Source organism: Candidatus Phytoplasma melaleucae (assembly GCF_030588185.1).
GTDB lineage: Bacteria > Bacillota_I > Bacilli_A > Acholeplasmatales > Acholeplasmataceae > Phytoplasma > Phytoplasma melaleucae.
Genome location: NZ_JAOSID010000003.1, coordinates 35,481 through 54,721, shown reverse-complemented (window position 1 = coordinate 54,721; position 19,241 = coordinate 35,481). Strand labels below are relative to the sequence as shown.

At 25.9% G+C, this 19,241-nt stretch carries 14 protein-coding genes; all 14 read right to left on the bottom strand.

What is annotated here, in order from left to right; all coding sequences use genetic code 11:
- Nucleotides 1-11: 11 nt before the first annotated feature.
- Nucleotides 12-239, bottom strand: coding sequence for a hypothetical protein (locus tag OC680_RS01040; RefSeq protein WP_304515272.1), 228 nt, complete (start codon nt 237-239; stop codon nt 12-14).
- 818 nt (nt 240-1,057) lie between these two features.
- On the bottom strand, nt 1,058-1,288 hold the full coding sequence (locus OC680_RS01035; RefSeq protein WP_304515271.1) for a hypothetical protein: 231 nt from the start codon (nt 1,286-1,288) through the stop codon (nt 1,058-1,060).
- Between the two features lie 650 nt (nt 1,289-1,938).
- Nucleotides 1,939-3,723, bottom strand: coding sequence for an ABC transporter ATP-binding protein (locus tag OC680_RS01030; RefSeq protein WP_304515270.1), 1,785 nt, complete (start codon nt 3,721-3,723; stop codon nt 1,939-1,941).
- On the bottom strand, nt 3,720-5,450 hold the full coding sequence (locus OC680_RS01025; RefSeq protein WP_304515269.1) for an ABC transporter ATP-binding protein: 1,731 nt from the start codon (nt 5,448-5,450) through the stop codon (nt 3,720-3,722). Before OC680_RS01025 ends, OC680_RS01030 begins: the two co-directional genes overlap by 4 nt.
- 229 nt (nt 5,451-5,679) lie before the next feature.
- Nucleotides 5,680-7,299, bottom strand: a complete 1,620-nt coding sequence (groL, locus tag OC680_RS01020; protein WP_304515268.1) for a chaperonin GroEL — start codon at nt 7,297-7,299, stop codon at nt 5,680-5,682.
- 48 nt (nt 7,300-7,347) lie between these two features.
- Nucleotides 7,348-7,617 carry a co-chaperone GroES gene (locus OC680_RS01015; RefSeq protein WP_304515267.1) on the bottom strand — a complete coding sequence of 90 codons (270 nt, stop codon included), beginning with the start codon at nt 7,615-7,617 and terminating at the stop codon, nt 7,348-7,350.
- A gap of 237 nt (nt 7,618-7,854) precedes the next feature.
- Complete coding sequence (gene thrS, locus OC680_RS01010) at nt 7,855-9,783, bottom strand: threonine--tRNA ligase (RefSeq protein WP_304515266.1); 1,929 nt, start codon at nt 9,781-9,783, stop codon at nt 7,855-7,857.
- 229 nt (nt 9,784-10,012) lie between these two features.
- A complete protein-coding gene (gene mnmE, locus OC680_RS01005) occupies nt 10,013-11,392 on the bottom strand; it encodes a tRNA uridine-5-carboxymethylaminomethyl(34) synthesis GTPase MnmE (RefSeq protein ID WP_304515293.1) in 1,380 nt (459 codons plus the stop codon).
- A gap of 29 nt (nt 11,393-11,421) precedes the next feature.
- On the bottom strand, nt 11,422-12,378 hold the full coding sequence (locus OC680_RS01000; RefSeq protein WP_304515265.1) for a DHH family phosphoesterase: 957 nt from the start codon (nt 12,376-12,378) through the stop codon (nt 11,422-11,424).
- A gap of 66 nt (nt 12,379-12,444) precedes the next feature.
- Nucleotides 12,445-14,115: an ABC transporter substrate-binding protein gene (locus OC680_RS00995; RefSeq protein WP_304515264.1), complete on the bottom strand. Its 1,671-nt coding sequence runs from the start codon at nt 14,113-14,115 to the stop codon at nt 12,445-12,447.
- The gene (locus OC680_RS00990) at nt 14,099-15,022 is read right to left on the bottom strand and encodes a carbohydrate ABC transporter permease (RefSeq protein ID WP_304515263.1); all 924 of its coding nucleotides are present in this window, start codon (nt 15,020-15,022) and stop codon (nt 14,099-14,101) included. The genes OC680_RS00995 and OC680_RS00990 overlap by 17 nt, the downstream gene beginning before the upstream one ends.
- Before the next feature lie 9 nt (nt 15,023-15,031).
- Complete coding sequence (locus tag OC680_RS00985; RefSeq protein ID WP_304515262.1) at nt 15,032-15,988, bottom strand: carbohydrate ABC transporter permease; 957 nt, start codon at nt 15,986-15,988, stop codon at nt 15,032-15,034.
- Nucleotides 15,989-17,086 (bottom strand): ABC transporter ATP-binding protein, encoded by a 1,098-nt coding sequence (locus tag OC680_RS00980; RefSeq protein WP_304515261.1) that lies wholly within the window; start codon nt 17,084-17,086, stop codon nt 15,989-15,991.
- A 34-nt stretch (nt 17,087-17,120) separates the two neighbouring features.
- Nucleotides 17,121-18,524, bottom strand: coding sequence for an asparagine--tRNA ligase (gene asnS / locus OC680_RS00975; protein WP_304515260.1), 1,404 nt, complete (start codon nt 18,522-18,524; stop codon nt 17,121-17,123).
- Nucleotides 18,525-19,241: the final 717 nt, after the last annotated feature.

The window sequence follows — 19,241 nt, the reverse complement described above, 5'->3', positions numbered from 1 at the left end:
GGCTACTTTTTTTAATTTCTGAATTGTTTTTTTTGATTAGGACTAGTTGTTATTCGGCTATTTGGGTTGGTTACTGTTCTTGGTGTTGAAGAAGAATATTGTTGTTCTTTGTTTAGATTTGGTGTATTTGATGTTTTTGTACGTGAAATCATTTTAGGATCCAACACTTTATCTAATAAATTCTCTCCTATATGGGAAATTTTATCTTTAGCTTTTTGAAATAATTCTGAAGAATACATTTCCTTAATTATTTCATCACCTATATTTCTGTTTTCTATATTTGGGTTTTCAACACTTTTTTTACTTTGATCATGCGAATAGAAATATCATATTTTTAACTTTTTATAATTTTTATAAAGATTAAAAAATGTATGATAAACCCCTCGCCCAAACCGCACAGGCATATTCCTATGCATACGGCTTTCCGAGTTCACTTCAATAAAATTCATCACTTTTTTATTTAGTTAGAAAAAATCAAATTTAAATATTTATTTTTTCTCTCTGCTTTTCTTCCCCTTGTGATTAAAGGTATTACCTTCTCCTTGGTAGGTCATGACTTCTACGAGTACTATAAAAGCTCTGTAAGCATTATAAATATTCAAGATTTTGTAATCTATAGTTTTTTAAATATTGAGATGATGGAATATCATATTAATAAATTTAGTTAAATTGAATTAAAAACTTTTTATAGAAAGCTTATCCAAGGTAGCTATTTAATTTTTGGTAAATGTTAAATGTTGCATGGATATCGATTAATAATAATTATTCTTTTTTTCATTATGTATATATTTCATTTTTGCTAATTTCATAAAGACAGGAAGTTTTAAGATAGTTTAATTATACGATAAAGGGAATATAATTAACGCTTCTGGTCTGTATATAAAGTATATTATTAACACTTATTATCTTTAATTATAAGCTAATTTCATGCTTTTTTTAACTTCGTCTTGCACTTATGCTTTTTGGATATGCTATTTTCCCTTATTGAATTTTCATTCTCAGGTTAATCCAATGACTTGACATACTATCCTACAATGTCAGGGGTACCATTCTTCCCCTAAATTAAATGCCCGAACTTGCGCACTTTATCTTGTGTTGTTGTTTTAGAAGCATCTTGAATATCATTAGTTTCTTCTGTTATGGTTAATAGAGGATTTTCTGATAAATTTTCATCAATTTGTTCAATTACTGGTTCATCTGATGAATTGGTTTCTTCTAACAACTCTGTTGTATCACCACAAATAACTAAAAACACAACTGCCAAAATAGTAACGACAAAAATAACCAATCCGATAATCTTTTTATTAAAATGTGATTTGTTTATCAAATGCAGTTATTTAAATTCCTCTTTTTCGTTATGCATTTTTAATTATGTTAATTTATATTTTTTATTAGTGTAAAAAATTACTTAAATTTTAACTTTTAATTTTCATTTTTATTTTTATTTTATAAATTTTTATTGAATTAGAAATAATTATAAACTCTTATCACACTTAAAATAATTATTGTATGGTATGACAAAAATCAATATAACTATCCAATTAATATTATAGCTCATGTACATGAAAAAAACAAATATTTTGTATCTATTTTAAAATTGATTGAATAATTATGGATAATTTTTCTAATGTGATTGAATAAATATCTATTTCATCCTTCAAGATTTTTCTATTAATTTATTATTTTTTTTCTTTTGTCGCTTGTTATCAATAATAGTATTTTTTATAAAAAGAATGTTTATTTATTTTGCTAATTCTTTTGCTTCTTTTGCCCATGTTAAAATTTATTTATAAAAATTAAAATAAAGGAGTTTATATTTTTAATAGTTTTTGTCTTTATATAATTAATGTGAATCTCCTTAAATAAAAAATTTTTATTGCAATAATATAACTAGATTTGGATTTTTTTTATTATTCTAATTATGGTTGTTTATTATTTTTATTTTTTGAATTGACTTTGATAGAGTTGATAATAAAAACCTTTTTGTTTTAAAAGTTCTATGTGATTGCCTTTTTCAAGGATAAAACCGTTTTTTAAAACTAAGATTATATCAGCATTAATAATAGTAGACAAGCGATGAGCAATAATAAAAGATGTCTTTTGACTTAACAGTTTTTGCATGGATTTTTGAAAAATAATTTCAATTCTAGTGTCTATAGTAGAAGTTGCTTCATCTAAAATTAAAATAGTTGGATTTCTCAGGAAGGTACGAGCTATAGCAATAAGTTGTTTTTCCCCTTGTGAAATATTGTCTGTTTCTTCATTAATAATAGTATCATAGCCATTTTTTTTGTTCATGATAAAATCATGAACATGAGCTTGTTTAGCAGCTTTAATAATTTGTTCTTTATTTGCTTGTAAGTTGCCATATTGAATATTTTCTAAAATAGTCCCTTTAAAAAGCCATGAATCTTGTAAAACTATTCCTATAATGTTTCTTAAATTTTCTTTTTTAATTGTTTGTATATTTATTCCATCAACGTTTATAGCTCCTGAGTCTACATCATAAAATCTTACTAGCAAATTAATTAAAGTAGTTTTTCCAGACCCTGTTGGACCTACAATAGCTACTGTTTGGTTTTTTCTAACAGTAAAATTCATATTTTGAATAACAGGTTTGTTATTTGAGTATTGGAAACAAACATTATAAAATTCTATATGCCCTTCTGTTTTCGTTAAAGCTATAGGGTTTTCTATATCTTTTTCTTCTTTTTCGGATAGAAAATTAAAAATTCTACGAGCAGCACCAGCAGATGATTGCAAAACAATAAAAATTTGACTTAAATCGTTTATAGGATTTCCTAAACGCCAAGTATATTGAATAAATGATTGAAAAACTCCTAGTTGGATAGTGGTGAATCCCAGTTTGATTAATATATAAGGCAATGGGTTTTTTAGAGGATCCCTCATTAAAAAATAGCCAATTACAATGATAATTGTTATTATAATATAAGTAAAACTATTTATGATAGGCATTACTAACCCTGATATTAAATTAGACTTAAAGATGATTTCAGAGAGTTTTTTATTTATCTGCTTAAAATTGTCAATGGTTTTTTCTTGTTGATTATATAAAATAATTTCTTTATGTCCTGTATATTTTTCTTGTAAAAAACCGACATATTCTCCTGTAACTTCGAATCTTTGGATAAAAATATTACGTGATTTTTTGTTAATAATCCAGATGACACCGAGAGTAGAAGGTATCATTAAACAAACTACTATTCCTAAACGTAAATTAACCCAAAACATGACGATAATTATCATTAAAATTTTAAAACAAGAAGAAATTAAAGAAACACAGGATTGTTGTAATCCATTGGCCACCATGTCTAAATCATTAGTGATTATACTCATTATATTTCCTATGTTATTTTTATCAAAATATGCAATAGTTAACTTATGAATTTTACGATGTAGTTGAGTTCGGATGTTTTTAATTGATTCATGAATGGTAATGATTAATAATTTGTTGTAAATGCATTTTGCGATAGTGCATAAGAAGTATAGTAAAAAGTTAATGCTAAGTAAATAAGCAATATATTTCATATATATTTCCATGCTTTTCTCAGTATTAATGTAATTTTGTTTGATAAAATCAATAATGAATTTACCTTCAAAAATAATAAGAAAAGAGTTTATGGCTGAAACGAAAAAAATTAAAATAATACTTATAATTATTTTTGTTTTAAAAGGTTTTAAATAGTGAAATATTTCTTTCATGCTAAAACCTCTTTTACTTTTTGCGAAAATGCAATATTTTGATAAGTTTGGCATCTCTTCATTAATTGTTCGTGTTTACCCATATCAACAATTTGACCATGTTCTAATACAATAATTTTGTCAGCATCTAAAATAGAGTTTAATCTTTGAGCTACTACAATAATAATAGCATTTTGTTTAAAACTATCAAAATTTTGTCTAATAGCTAAGTCTGTTTGATAATCTAAAGCAGAAAAAGAATCATCGAAGATATAAATATCTGGTTGTTTTAAAAAAGTTTTCGTTATGGAAAGTCTTTGTTTTTGCCCACCAGAAAAGTTTGCGCCAAATTCACTTACTGATTCTTGTAATTGGTTTTTACTTTTAGTTATAAAGTCATAGGATTGAGCCATTTGAGCCTTTTGCAACATTTGTTTTTCGTCTGCATGTTCATGTCCAAACAATAAATTGCTAAAAATAGTTCCTTGAAATAAGATATTTTTTTGCGAAACTAAACCAATTTTCTTTCTTAGTGATTTTAGTTCATAATTTTTAATGTCAATATTATTTATGAGGACACACCCCTTCGTGGGGTCTATTAAACGAGGTATTAAATTAACTAAAGTACTTTTACCAGAACCAGTTGATCCTACAAAAGCAATTAATTCTGAAACATTAGCTCGCAAATTAATGTTTTTTAAAATTGGGGTAGAAGTTTGAGGATATTGGAAAGTTACATTTTTAAATTCTAAACTAACAATTTGATTAGATAAAACTATATTTTGTGGGTTATTTTTAATTATAGGTTCGATTTTCAGCAAGGATTCTATTTTTCTAGAAGCAACTAAAGTTTTTGGGAATACCATAAACAATAACAAAAAATTTAAAATAGAAAATAATATATGGTATTGTAAATTAATACAATTATACAGCCCTCCTAATTGTAAATCATATCCGTTGCCTTTTTTCAAAACATATGCTCCTAAACCAGTTGTAATTATTATAGATATATTCAATAAAAGATAAAAAAAAGGTTCAATAGAAAGCATTGAATTAAACAATTTAATAATGAGAGTTGTATAATTAGAATTAATTGTAGCAAATTTAGTTTCTTCGTATGAAGAAGTGTTTAAAGTTTTAATAATTTTAATACCTGTTAAATTTTCTCTAATTTTGGAATTTATCTCTTCTAAAATTTTTTGTTTTTGTTGAGATAATACATAATTTTTTTTAATAATGAAAATTAATACAATAACTAGACAAGGTATTACAGCACAGATACTATAAGTAAAAGAAATATAAGTTTTGCATATGAAAATTAAACTGATAGTTAACATGATAGGAGCTACAATAGCTGCTCTATATAAGGCAGAAACAAAATTAACAATCTGATTAATATCAAAAATACTACGATTAATAAGAGCAGGAACTCCTATTTTTTTCATTTCTATAATTGAAAAAGTTTGTATCTTATGAAATAAATCATTACTTAAATCTTCAAAAATCAAAGAAGATGTTTTTGCTGAACAAAAATTAATAATTAAATTACCACAAATAGCACATATAACTAAAATAATCAAGCTCATAACAATGATTATAAAATTTTGACTTGTGGGTGGATTATCAATAATATATTTTCCTATTAAAGAAGGGATACCAATTTCGCCACAAGCTATTAGTAATACTGATAAAATATTTAATAAAATCATTTTTTTGTATTGAAAAATATATTGAAAAACTAGTTTCATGCAAATTTTATAAACTTTCTTTAAAATAGAAAAAAAGATATCTAAAAATAATATATTTTTTATTTTGTATTTGGCATAGTAAATTGTTTAAAAAGTAAATGATTTATTTTTATTTATCACTAAAATTTTATCATTTATTAGTTTGTTAATAAAAAAAACTTTACTAAAATATTTAGTAAAGTTTTTTGTTTTAGTTAATTAACTAAACTTATTAATGTTTATTTTGGTATTATAACGCGTTATTATCTGTTTCTATATGAGGAGTATTATTTTTTTCAGGAATTGAAACAACTGCTGCTCCTGTTGTTGCTATAATAGCTGCAATTGAAGCTGCATTTAAAATAGCTTGTACTGAAACTGCAGTAGGATCTATAATACCATCTTTTAATAAATCAACAAATATACCTTTTTTAGCATCAAAACCGAAATTTTTAGCTTGTTGTAGTTGTTTTTTTATAATGGTAGCGCTATCAAATCCTGAATTTTTTGCGATTTGTCCTGTCGGAGCTAATAAACTTTCTAAAACAATATTAAACCCTTTTTGTATATCATTGTTGTTAAGATCTACTAGAGTTTTTTGTAATTCTTGATAAATTTCTACAAAAGCTTTTCCACCGCCAGGCACAATTCCTTTATCAATAGCTGATTTAGTAGCATTTAAAGCATCTTCAATTCTTAGTTTTTTTTCTTTTAATTCAGTTTCTGTTGCAGCACCTACCTTAATGACACCTACTCCAGCAGATAATTTAGCTAATCTTGTGTTTAAATTTTTTAAATCATATTTATTAGTAGTTGTAGCAATTTGATTTTGAATTTCTTTAATTCTTTCTTCTAATTGTTTTGTTTTGTTGTTATTTACTAAAATTGTACTATCTTTCCTAATTATAGCTTTATTTACTTTACCTAAATGTTGTTTATCAATGTTTTTAAGCTTCATACCTAAGTCTTTGGAAATGAAAGTAGCTTGAGTTAAAATAGCTATATCTTGGAGCAATTCTTTTTGATTATCACCGAATCCTGGTGCTTCAACTGCAACTACTTTAAAAATCCCGTTTATTTTATTAAGGATTAAAGCGCTTACTACTTCGTTATCTAAAGACTCAGCAATTATAAGCAAAGGCATTCCTTCTTTAACTATGAGTTCTAATAAATGACGTATTTCTTGCAGATTAGTAATTTTATGATCTGTTATTAAAACAACAGCTTGCTCTAGTTCTGCTGACATATTAGTATTGTTAGTGGCAAAATAATGAGAAATATAACCTTTATCAAATTGCATTCCTTCTACCACTTCTAATGTAGTTTCAAAACTTTTAGATTCATCTACATTGACAATACCTGTTTTACCAACTTTTTCTATTGCTGATGCTACGATGGCTCCTATTTCTGAACTTCCTGAAGAAATAGTAGCTACATGTTCAATTTCTTCTTGTGTCGTTACTGATTTGGTTTTTTCTAAGAGTTTTTTGGCAACTTCCTCAGCAGCTTTTAGAATACCTATTTTTAAAAAAACACCTTTAGAACCGGAATTCATAGATTCAAAACTATTTTTGATCATATTTTGTGCTAAAACAATAGCTGTTGTAGTTCCATCTCCGGCATTATCGTTGGTTTTAGTTGCTACTTCACATACTAATTTTGCTCCCATATTTTGAAAAGGGTCACTTAATTCAATTTCTTTTGCAATAGAAACTCCATCATTAATAATTAAAGGAGTATCGTATTTTTTTTCTAGAATGACATTGTGCCCCTTGGGTCCTAATGTAATTTTAACTGTGTCAGCTAAAGCGTTAACTCCTTGTAAAATTTTTGTTCTAGCATTTTCACTAAACAGAATTTTTTTAGCCATATTTTGTTGCTCTCCTTTTTCTAATTGTTTGATATATTGTAATAATTTTTAATTATTTTCTAATAAAGCTATGATATCTTCTTCTTTAATAATAAGATATTCTTGTTCATCTAAATTAATCTTATTACCAGAATAGTTTTTATAAACTACTGTGTCGTTTTTTTTTAGGCTTTTTATGCTAGGACCACAATCTAATATAACACCTACAGATTCTTGTTTTTGTTTTTCAGTGCTCGTGTAAATAGGACTATCTTCTATTTTATTATCTTTTTCTTTTGGAATTAAAACAACGTAATCATTTAATGGTTTGATTTTCATAAATAATTTTCCTCCCTTTGGTTTTTATAAAGAAATATAAATTCTCTTTTTAACGTTTATTTATATTATTTAATTTGGCTTTTTTTTGAACACCGTGTATTTTTTGAAAATTTTTAATTGCCAAATGCAAATACACGGCTAATTATACTTAATTTAAATAATTTTATCAATATATTTTGTTGATTAATACGGTGATAATTGATTTTTAGTTTTTGTTAAAAAAAGTAGAGCCGTTTTTTATTTTTTATTTTGAATAATTTCATTTAACATTTGGATCAGTTGATGAACAGAAAGTTTTTGTTTTTGATTATTACCATATTGTCTACAAATTAATATTTCTGTTTGAATTTCTTTTTCTCCAATAACTATTTGAAAAGGAATTTTAGCTTTTTGTGTTTCTCTTATTTTATAATTTAAAGTATGTTCTTTATCGTTTATTTCTGTTCTCAAATTTGCTTTTAGCAGTAGATCTCTGATTTTTTTAGTGTGTTCCAGATGTAAATTATTGTTAATTGGTATTAGAATAACTTGTATTGGTGCTAACCATAACGGGAAAATACCTTTATTTTTTTCTATTAAATGAGCTATAAATCTTTCTATGGTTGAAATGATAGCTCTGTGAATAATGACTGGGTTTTTTCTCTGATTATTTTGGTCAATATAAGTTAAGTTAAATTTTTTAGGTAATAAAAAGTCTAATTGAACGGTAGATAAGGTTTCTTCGTGCCCCAAAGCGGTTAATATTTGAACATCTAATTTAGGACCATAAAAAGCTGCATCTCCAATTTTTTCTTGGTATTTAATATTTAGATTATCTAATATTTTTCTCAAGATGGTTTCAGATCTTTGCCACATATCATTGTCATTAAAATATTTTTCTTTATTATTGGGATCTCTAGTGCTTAAATTAAATGAATAATCTTTAATGTTAAAATCCTCATAAACCTCTTTGATTAAATTTATTATTTTGGTGAATTCTTCTTTTATTTGTTGTTCGGCGATAAAGATGTGAGCATCATTTAAAGTCATTTCTCTTACTCTTTGTAGACCTGACACAGTTCCAGAATGTTCATAACGATGCATCATGCCGAGTTCAGCAATTTTAATTGGTAATTCTTTATAACTATGTATTTTATTTTGAAATATCATCATGTGATGAGGACAATTCATAGGACGTAAAACGAGTTCTTCTTCTGCAGATAATTTCATTATAGGAAACATATTATCTTTATAAAGTTCTAAATGACCTGAATTTTCATACAATTTTTTATTAGCTAAAATAGGAGTATAAACATGTTGATAATTATGTGCTATTTCTTTATCAACAATATATCTTTCAATAATACGTCGAATAGTAGCTCCTTTAGGTAACCAAAAAGGCAAGCCTGAACCTATTTGTGATGATAACATGAAAAAATTTTGTTCTTTGTTGATATACTTATGATCACTTATTTTTCTTTCCTGTAATAAGTTTAAGTAAGAATCTAAATCTATTTGGTTGAAAAAGGCAATCCCGTATATACGTGTCAAAACTTTTTGGTTTGCATTACCTTGAAAATATGAACCAGATATTTTAAGAAGTTTAAAATATTTCATAATTTTTGTATTTATGAGGTGTATTTCTGAACAAAGATCACAAAAATCTCCTCTTTTGTAGATATTTATTATAGAACTGTGTATGTTTTTTAATATGATTTTTTTGTAAGGGTTGTTATTAAATAGTTGATAAGCATTTTTAGCATCAGTCTCTACGCAAAATGTTTCTAAATTTATTTCAGCCATTTGATGCATTTGTTGTTCTATTTTAGGCAAATCATTTACTGAAAAAACTTTATCTTGAAAGTCAATATCATAGTAAAATCCCTCTCTAAGGGTTTTTCCGATTACTAAAAGGGCACTGGGATACATTTGTATAATTGCTTGTGTCATTAAATGCATTATACTATGATTTAAAATTTCAATACTTTTTGGATGGTCTATAGTAATAATTTTTAAAATACCATTTTTAGTTAAATGTCTGTTTAATTCGATTAGTTTTTTATTAAAGTAAGCAGCTATCGGAATGTTTTTCAATTTAAAATTTTTTTGTTGAATAATTTCTTGAGGGGTAATATTTGTTGGAAAAACTTGTTTATTTAGATTTGTACCAAATTGAATTTCAATCATAATATATTTATTATTTTTATTCCTATTCTTGTTTTCTCTGCTACGAAACCATATTTCACTATTATCCTTAAATAATTATATATTAACTTTGTTTTTTGCATTAATATATAACATGATTTTTAAGATTTTATCATAAAATTAAAATAAAATAGTAAAATTTAGAGACATTTGATTTTTTTACTATATGAGTTATTGTTAAGTGATAGTATTCTTATGTTTGACCATATTCTTATTTTCCTAGACAAAATTTAGAAAATAATTCATTTACTAAATCTTCTTTTACGTTATTACCTATAATTTCTCCTAAAGCTTCATAAGCTTCTTTTAAGTTAATCACATGAATATCTATGGGAAATTTTTGGTTTATATCTTTTTTCACATTTTCTAAGGCTTTTAAAGCTTTTTTTATTTGTTGTATATGTCTAGCATTAGAAAAATAATTAAAATCTTTATTTTGAATTTCATTTAGTTGAAAAATTTTCAAAATTTTGCTTTTCAATAATCCTATTCCTTTTTTTGTAATATTAGAAACTAAAATGATTTCTTCTTTCAAATCTTTAATATTTATTTTAGTAGGTAAATCTGATTTGCTTCCAACTAGAATTCTAGGATAATTTTTAGTTAATATCAATAATTTTTGATCTTCTTTATCCAGAGGCATACTTTGATCTAATAACAGCAGAATTAATTCTGCTTTTTTTAAAAAATTCCGAGAAACTGAAATACTTATTTCCTCTAAAGGATCTTTAGTTTCTCTAATGCCTGCAGTGTCAATTAAGTGTAAATTAATTCCATTAATATTTGTGTATGCATCTAAAAAATCGCGAGTTGTCCCAGCTATGTCTGAAACAATAGCTCTTTTTTCATCTAACATCGCATTTAATAAACTAGATTTACCAACATTAGGTTTTCCGATAATTAAAGTTTTAATTCCTTCTTTTATAAAACGTGCTTGAATAGAATAATTTAAAATTTCCTTGATTTGATCAGTTAAAGTACTTAATTGTGGAATAAGAATTTGATTAGTTACAACTTTAATATCTTCATATTCAGGGTAATCGATGTTAACTTCGATAGCTCCTATTAAGTTTAAAATTTTTTGATTTAAGTTGTTTATCAATCGAGAGTTTCTTTTTTGTAATCCTGAATGAGCTAATTTAATAGCACTTTCATTTTGAGCTTTAATTAAATCCATAATAGATTCAGCTTGCGCTAAATCTATTTTTTTGTTTAAGAAAGCTTTTTTTGTAAATTCTCCCGGTTCTGCTAGTCTAATATCCTCTAAAGATAAAACTCTTTCTAATACCATTTGAGTTATTAAAAGGCCACCATGACCATGAATTTCTATAGTATCTTCTCCTGTGAAGGATTCTGGTTTTTTAAAAACAGAAATTAAGACTTCATCCAAAATACTTTGCTGATGATCTAAAATAAAACCATGGTGAATAGTATGGGAGGATACTTCTATTAAACGAATATTTTTTTTGCTTCTGCTTTTAAAAATTTTATCTATGCTAGAAATAGCTTTACTACCACTAATTCTGATAACACTTATTCCTCCTGTCCCTAAAGGAGTTGAAATAGCAGCAATAGTATTTTGTTCTAACATTTTTTTTAAATATTTTTTATCCATTATGATTACGACCTATTTATCATATAATTATTAACTGAAAGTTGTAATAATTTTATTATTTCGTCGATTTCTTTTTGTGATGTTACGTAAACGCCGCAAGCTCTAAAATGACCTCCTCCTTGGAATTTAGCGGCTATATGATTAATTTGCGGTCCTATAGAACGTATGCTTATTTTCCAATGGTTTTTCATAGAATGTTCTATAATAAATAACCAAACGGGATAATTTTCTATGTTATGAAAAATGTTAACTAAACTGCTAACATCTTCGAATGTTAAATTAAAATTTATCATTATTTCTTGGTTAATTTGAATATAAATTAATCCCTTCTCGGCTTTAAAATTACTTAATATATAGCTTTTAAATCTTAAAATATTTAGGTTTTGAGAGCTAATTTTTTTATCAATTTCAAAAGGATTAATCCCATAATTTAGTAAATGAGATGCAATTTTTAAAGTATTTTGATTGACTCTATCAAAACGAAAATTACCTGTATCTGTGACCATTCCGACGTAAATAGGCAAAGCACCTTTGGCACTTATTTCTAAATTGTTTTGTTCTTTAAAATAATAAATCATTTCCGAACAAGAAGAAAAAGAATCATCTACCCATTCGTAATGACCATAATTTTCATAAAATAAATGATGATCTATTCTAATGATCATTTTAGCTAGTTTATATCTAGGATCACTAATAACATTAACATTTCCACAATCTACGACAATGGCTAAGGCATTATGATAGATTTCATCTTTTACTTCATCCATTTTGCCTAAAAAAGATAGTTTATCGTTAGTTTCACCTATAACATAAACTTTTTTATCTTTAAAATTTTTTTCAATAATATCTTTTAATCCTAATTGCGAACCATAACAATCGCCGTCAGGTCTTTTGTGACCGTGTATAATGATAGTTTTAAAACTATTAATTTGTTGTTTAATAAAATGGGTCTTTGCTATCATTTTTTTCTCCTTTTTTGAATTGAAATAATTATGTTGATTCCAATAAATTTAGTTTATTTTATGTAGTTAATGTGTAATAATCCTTTTGTAAGCTTCATTAAATAATAATTCTATCTTCGAGTCTATATTTACTCCGTCTGTATTAAAAGCTAATACCTCGTTAAATAGTCCTTCTAATACTATTCTGAAAAAATTGGAATCGAGAAATACTGGAGAAGTGAAATAAACTCCCTCTTTGTTATTATCATAAGTATGAGTGCGAGCAAATTCTATTGATTTGTATTTATTCAATTCTCTTTCTAGCGTTTTTCTTATTGTGTCACTTTCTTCGTTTTTAAGATTATCTATTTCTTTGATTTTGTCTTTAATTTTGTTGATTGTTTTTTGTATATCATTTGTTTGGTCGAAGTGTTCTTTAACATCTTTTCTTGTTATAGTAAAACTACCTTTTTTTTCTAAAAGTTCAATGTATGTATCTTTGGAAACGAGTTTTTTTAAGAAGAGCCAAGAAGCTAATATTTCATCTCTATGAGGAGAGTAGAATAAATTAATATTTGGGCCTTGTATAATGTTTTTGTAATTTTTTGAATTCATAGTAGGTATTGGTGTCATCTCTATATTAAAATTTGATTTTTTCTTGTGCATCAAATCTAATCTTCTTGTGGATGTAATAAACATACAACTTTTTCTTTGTAAAAATATTTCTTTTATGCTAGGTTCTCCTATTAATTTACTAGTAGTTAAAAAACCTTTTTCGTAGAATTTTTCCTTAAAATATTTCATTGTTTTTTTAGCTTCTTCATTATGAAAAAAATCTCTTGCTTTTTCAACATTATCGGGATATGACATTGTTTTTTGTTCGTTAGCTATGATAAATAAATTAGCTGTACTTTCTATTGTTATAGGGACAAAATCTTTTTGTTTTTTAATTGTTTTAATAGTTTCGCATAATGTTTCCATGTGATTCCAAGTTAGGTATTCTTTTAGAGATACTAAGTCTATAATCCCATTTACATCAATAATATTTTTACTATTATCTTTGAAATCACTGCTATGTTTATCTAAGAAATTTTGATTTAATATTTTTCTATGTTCTTTTAGAAAATCACTATCATAGAACATAACTTCTGTTGATTTAGCAAAAGGTAAGCTGTAATGATGTTCTTTTTGATCATATTCATTTTCTAATTTTATTTTTTCATAATAACCTGGGAAAAATTGTTGTTGATCTAGTTGTTGGAATTCTTGATCTTCATCGATAAAAATATCTAAAGGAATAACTTTATGAGATTTAGAATAAAATTCTACATGGTCATTATAAGAAAATGTTAAATGGGGTTGTTTATTCATAGGTAAAGAATTAGCGACGCTTTTACAAATTTGTCCCCAATGTGATTTATGAACATCTTTAATTTGGATACCAGGATATGTTTTTTCAAAATCTTCAATAATATTTTTGACAATTATCTGTTCTTGCGGGTATAAGTTGTGCCAAAGAATAATTTGGGTTACATCTTTTTTTCTTGTAAAATATTCTAATTGTTTAACCTTATTGTTAAATTGGTTTTTAACAAAATTACGTAAACTATCATATTCTTTTTGAAAAAAAGTGTTATCCTGGGGTGTATTTAATATGTTAGAAACAATAATAAATGCAAATATAGTTAGAAAGAATAAAGAAACTTTGAAAATATTAGAATTTTTTAATTTTTTGATAAAATTAACCTTTAATGCCATGTCTATTCTCTCCAGATATGATGTATTTTCTAAACATAATAAACATTATTAATAACGGTAAGTTTATTAAAACAGAAATTGCCATTTGTATATTTAATATGTCAATACTTGTTTCAATATCGAATGTTTTTCTGATCATATTGGTAAGTACTTTTGCGCCTACTAGCTCAGGCCAAGTATAAGCATTCCAAGCAGCTATTGTTCTAAAAATAGATACAACAATAATAGAAGCTTTAGTGATTGGAAATAATATTTTCCAAAGATATTTCCAATCGGTAGTACCATCAACTTTTGCGGTGTAATATAATTCTTTAGGTACACGTTGAAAAGCTTGAATTAATAAGAAAACATGAACTATATTTATTAAATAAGGTAATGTCATAGCTAAGTTAACTCCAAAAGGAATTTGAGAACCATTTCCGTTATCTACTAGTCCTAAATTGGAGACAGTCCGAAAATTTGTTAATATTAAAGTCTCGCTAGTAATGGACATGCCTATAAATAAAATCATTAATATTGTTTTTTTTAACGGGAATTTAAAAAAACTTAAAGCAAAAGCAGTTAAAATACAGCATAAACTGCCTAATAAAGTGGAAAAAAAAACCATCGTAAAAGTATTCAAAAAATACGTTATAAATTCGAAATTTTCAATAATGAATACACTTTTATAGTTTTCGAATTTCCAACCTGATTTTGGTAAACTTAACGCATTATTTTGGATTATATCATTTTCATTTTTTAAAGATGTTACTATCATTACATAAAAAGGAGAAGTTAAAAATATTAAGACTAAGAATAAGAATAAATATTTAATGATACAAAAGAAATTAATTCTTTGTATCATGGCTTTTGTAATTGTTTTGTATTTTTTGATTAATTTTTTCAAATAAATTACTTTCTTATTCATCTTTATTACTTAAAAAATTACTTTCATTAATTTATTTTCTTTTTTGGAAATATAAAAACTGATAACAGTAAATAAAATAGAAATAAACAATAATATCATCGCTGCTGCTGCTCCTTTAGAATAGGAATTGTAATTTGAACTGGATAATTGATTATAAATATAACTAACTACTGTTTGTATTCTGAAATTAGCATCTTTACCAAATACTCCAATAACAGATTCGTATTCTTTTATGACCATTAACATTTCGATAATTAATTGGTAAAAAATAACAGGTGATAATAAAGGCAGAACAATTTTTGTAAAAATACGCCATTTAGAAGCGCCATCTATTTTGGCTGCATCATAGTATGATTTGTCGATATCTTGTAAAGCTAGAAGAAATACAAAAATTTTGAAAGGTAATCTAGCCCAAACATTATAGAAAACTAAAACAAATATTTTATGAGAATATGGGGCGGAAATATTAATCCATGCTTGTGGTTTGATACCAAATATGCTCAAAAAACTGTTAAACAAACCTTCTGGTTTATGAGAAGATATTCCGGCATTATAATAAAAAAAAGATCCAAAAATCATGCTCATAATTATAGTATTTGATAATAAAGGTAACAAAAAAAATGTTTTAAAAATGTCTTTTAGAAAATGATTGTAAACACTGTTTAAAGCCAAAGCTATTATTAAAGATAAAGTAAGCGATATAGGGACGCAATTTAAAACTAGCAATAAAGTGGTTTTCAAAGCAAAAAGAAAATCAAAATCATTTAACACTCTTACATAGTTTTTAAAACTAAATATGTCGTATATGCTTATACTAAAATAATCATTAAATTTGTCATAATTAGCATTGAAAGAAATGATTATAGTTTTAAATAAAGGATAAAAAGTAAAGACAGTTAAAATCACTAAAGATGGAAGTAAATAATACCAATGTTTTTGGTTTCTGTCGCCTTTTATTGTTAACATTTAAAAAATCCTATTACCGTTAATTTTATCAAAAACAAAAAATTTTTTTTCTTGAATATTAAAACGGAATTTTTGTTTATTTATATGAGACAAGTTTAAATCTTTCCGTTTATAAGTCGGAATAATAATTTGAAAATTTTTGTGTATAGATTCGTCTTTTTTAGCTAATAAAACCATCTCTCTCCCTAAACTCTCGAGCGCTATCCCTTCTATCTCTAAAATTCCATTATCATCCAAATCATATCCTTCTGGTCTGATAGCTATGTGTACTTTTTTATTAATTTCCTTCTTGAATTTTTCATGTTTAAAAATTAACGTTTCTCCTATTTTTATTTTACCTTGATTAATTACCCCGTTAAACACAGAAATATGGGGAACACCTAAAAAGGATGCAACAAATAAATTTGCAGGGTTATTATATATTTCTTGCGAAGTATTTGTTTGTTGTATCATGCCTTTATTCATTACATAAATCTTGTCGCTCATATACATTGCTTCCTCTTGGTCATGTGTAACTAGAATGGCAGTAACATTAGTTTTTATTTGTATTTTTCTTATTTCATCTCTCATTTTGATACGTAATTGCACGTCTAAATTGGACAAAGGTTCATCTAAGAGTAATACTTTAGGTTTTTTAATTAAGGCTCTAGCGATAGCAACTCTTTGTTGTTGCCCGCCTGAAAGTTCTGAAGGTGTTTTATCTAAATATTCTTGAATAGAAGTTAAGTTAGCTATTTTCTTAACTTCTTTTTGTATTTGTTCTGGGGGTATTTTGAGATTTTGTAAAGGAAACATAATGTTTTGTTGAACTGTCATATGAGGGTACAGAGAATAATTTTGAAAAACTAGTCCTACTCCTCTTTTTTCCGGTGGAAGATTAGTTACATTTTGATTTTCAAAGAAAATTTCTCCTTCAGTTGCTTCTAAAAGGCCTGCAATCATGTAAAGAATAGTTGATTTCCCACAACCTGAAGGGCCCAAAAGACTTACTAAATTCCCTTTTTTTATATCCAAGTTGATATTTTGAACTGCATAAGTTTTTTTTTTGTTTTTTTTGTTGATGAATATTTTAGAAACATTATTCATTCTGATTCCCATAATTTTTTATCCTTTTTTTATTTTATGATTTTTTTTAAAAAGAAATGTCACGATAATTTCTGGGAAAAGCAATTACATCTCTAATATTTTCCAACCCTGTCAAGTATAATAATAATCTTTCTAATCCTAATCCGAAGCCAGAATGTACACAGCTACCAAAACGCCTTAAATCTAAGTACCATTCTAAGTTATTGAGTGGAATTTTGAATTCTTGGATTTTGTTTTTTAACACTTCTAATTGATCTTCTCTTTGAGACCCCCCAATTAATTCACCTATTCCAGGCACTAATAGATCCATAGCAGCTACAGTCTCGTTGTCTGGATTGTTTTTCATATAAAAAGCTTTTATTTTCTTTGGCCAATCTATGACAAAAACAGGTTTTTTAAAGATTACATCTGTTAAATATTTTTCATGTTCTGTAGACAAATCATCTCCATAAAATGGTTTTTGTTTGAAAGAATTTTGATTTTTAGTTAAAATGTCAATAGCTTCTCTATATTTTATTTGGGGAAATTCTTTCAAGTCAACAACAGATTCTAATCTCTTGATTAATCCTGTTGTTATATTGTTATCTAGAAATTCAAAATCTTTAAAATTAGATTTTAAACAAAAATGAATGATATATTTAATCATTTTTTGAGCTAGCTTTATATTTTGTTTTAGATCGCAAAAAGCCATCTCAGGTTCTATCATCCAAAATTCCGATATATGACGTTGTGTATTTGATTTTTCTGCTCTAAAAGTAGGGGAAAAAGTATAAACTTTATTAAAAGCAGTAGCAAAAGCTTCCGCTTCTAATTGGCCTGTTACGGTTAAAAAAGTGGGTTTACCGAAAAAATCTTGTTTATAGTTTATTTTTTCATTTTTATTTTTAGCTATTTGATCTAAGTTTAAAGTGGTTACTTGAAATAACGCTCCTGTTCCTTCCCCATCATTTGCTGTTAAGATAGGAGTGTGAATGTTAATAAACCCTTCTTTTTGAAAAAAATCATGAATGGCGCATGTGACTGTATTTCTAATTCGAAAAATAACTCCGAAAAGGTTTGTTCTTAACCTTAAGTGAGCAACTTTACGCAAAAAAGATTTAGAATGTTTTTTAGGTTGAATTGGGTACTGTAGAGAACTTTTACCTAATACTGTAATTTTAGATACCACTAATTCGAAAGGTGTTTTTTTATTTAAGGTTTTAACAAAATCCCCTTCTATCTTTAAAGATGCACCAATTTTTAAATCTGCTTTTATTTGACTAAAATTGGTATTTACATTTTCCTTGCAAATGACTTGTAAATTTTCTACAAAAGTTCCATCATTTAAATCAATAAAAAAAAAATTTTTTTGGAATCGACAATTTTTTATCCAACCATTAATTGAAATTCTCTTTTGTAAGTATAGTTGGTAACAGGTGTGAATAGTTTTAATATCTTTAATAAAGAGCATACTTTTACATTGGTCTCCATCTTCTGTTTTCGTTTTAAGTCATTAACAATTAGCAGACTAAACTGATAGCTATTTAACTGAATTGATCTAATTTGTGCACATGCAAATTATCTTATAAATAGGCAGTATAGATTTTTTTCTAAGTCTTTGAATAATTATTTTTTAATTCATGAATTTATTAATAACATGACACTTTTATCACGTTTCTTAATTTCTTATCCAATTAAGATAGCGATAGCAAAAAAAACTAAAATCGCCACCAATTAAAAATTAAAATATACTCAATTTGTTCTACGAATCTTTTTATTAAAATTAACCTTAATTTAGAATAAATTTAGACTAATTTAGATATTAATGTAGATACTAGACTAGATTCTATAGCTCAAAAATCTATAATTCTTCTTACTAACATAGCAGCTGAAATAATTAATAGTTTGTGAGGTTGACGAAACATGGTTATGAAAAATCCTATTCTTTTATCTCATAATCTCTGTCTCTATAAAACTATGAAATCTTCAATTACGTAGAGTTAAAAATCTAAATAAGATAACTTTATTCAATTAAGATTATATTGAATTTTTAACACTATTGTCAAGAGAAATATAGCATAAATAACAAATAATATTTGAAAAATTTGAACTAGACATGATAAAAATTAGCCATTAATTTTTATAACTACGTTTTGTAGTAAATAAAAAAATTTATCTGTTTACCTTT

Excerpts from the sequence above, each read along its gene's own strand:
- OC680_RS01040 (WP_304515272.1), bottom strand. The coding sequence starts at position 239 with ATGTATTCTTCAGAATTATTTCAAAAAGCTAAAGATAAAATTTCCCAT.
- OC680_RS01030 (WP_304515270.1), bottom strand. The coding sequence starts at position 3,723 with ATGAAAGAAATATTTCACTATTTAAAACCTTTTAAAACAAAAATAATT.
- OC680_RS01025 (WP_304515269.1), bottom strand. The coding sequence starts at position 5,450 with ATGAAACTAGTTTTTCAATATATTTTTCAATACAAAAAAATGATTTTA.
- groL (WP_304515268.1), bottom strand. The coding sequence starts at position 7,299 with ATGGCTAAAAAAATTCTGTTTAGTGAAAATGCTAGAACAAAAATTTTA.
- OC680_RS01015 (WP_304515267.1), bottom strand. The coding sequence starts at position 7,617 with ATGAAAATCAAACCATTAAATGATTACGTTGTTTTAATTCCAAAAGAA.
- thrS (WP_304515266.1), bottom strand. The coding sequence starts at position 9,783 with ATGATTGAAATTCAATTTGGTACAAATCTAAATAAACAAGTTTTTCCA.
- mnmE (WP_304515293.1), bottom strand. The coding sequence starts at position 11,392 with ATGTTAGAACAAAATACTATTGCTGCTATTTCAACTCCTTTAGGGACA.
- OC680_RS01000 (WP_304515265.1), bottom strand. The coding sequence starts at position 12,378 with ATGATAGCAAAGACCCATTTTATTAAACAACAAATTAATAGTTTTAAA.
- OC680_RS00995 (WP_304515264.1), bottom strand. The coding sequence starts at position 14,115 with ATGGCATTAAAGGTTAATTTTATCAAAAAATTAAAAAATTCTAATATT.
- OC680_RS00990 (WP_304515263.1), bottom strand. The coding sequence starts at position 15,022 with ATGAATAAGAAAGTAATTTATTTGAAAAAATTAATCAAAAAATACAAA.
- OC680_RS00985 (WP_304515262.1), bottom strand. The coding sequence starts at position 15,988 with ATGTTAACAATAAAAGGCGACAGAAACCAAAAACATTGGTATTATTTA.
- OC680_RS00980 (WP_304515261.1), bottom strand. The coding sequence starts at position 17,086 with ATGGGAATCAGAATGAATAATGTTTCTAAAATATTCATCAACAAAAAA.
- asnS (WP_304515260.1), bottom strand. The coding sequence starts at position 18,524 with ATGCTCTTTATTAAAGATATTAAAACTATTCACACCTGTTACCAACTA.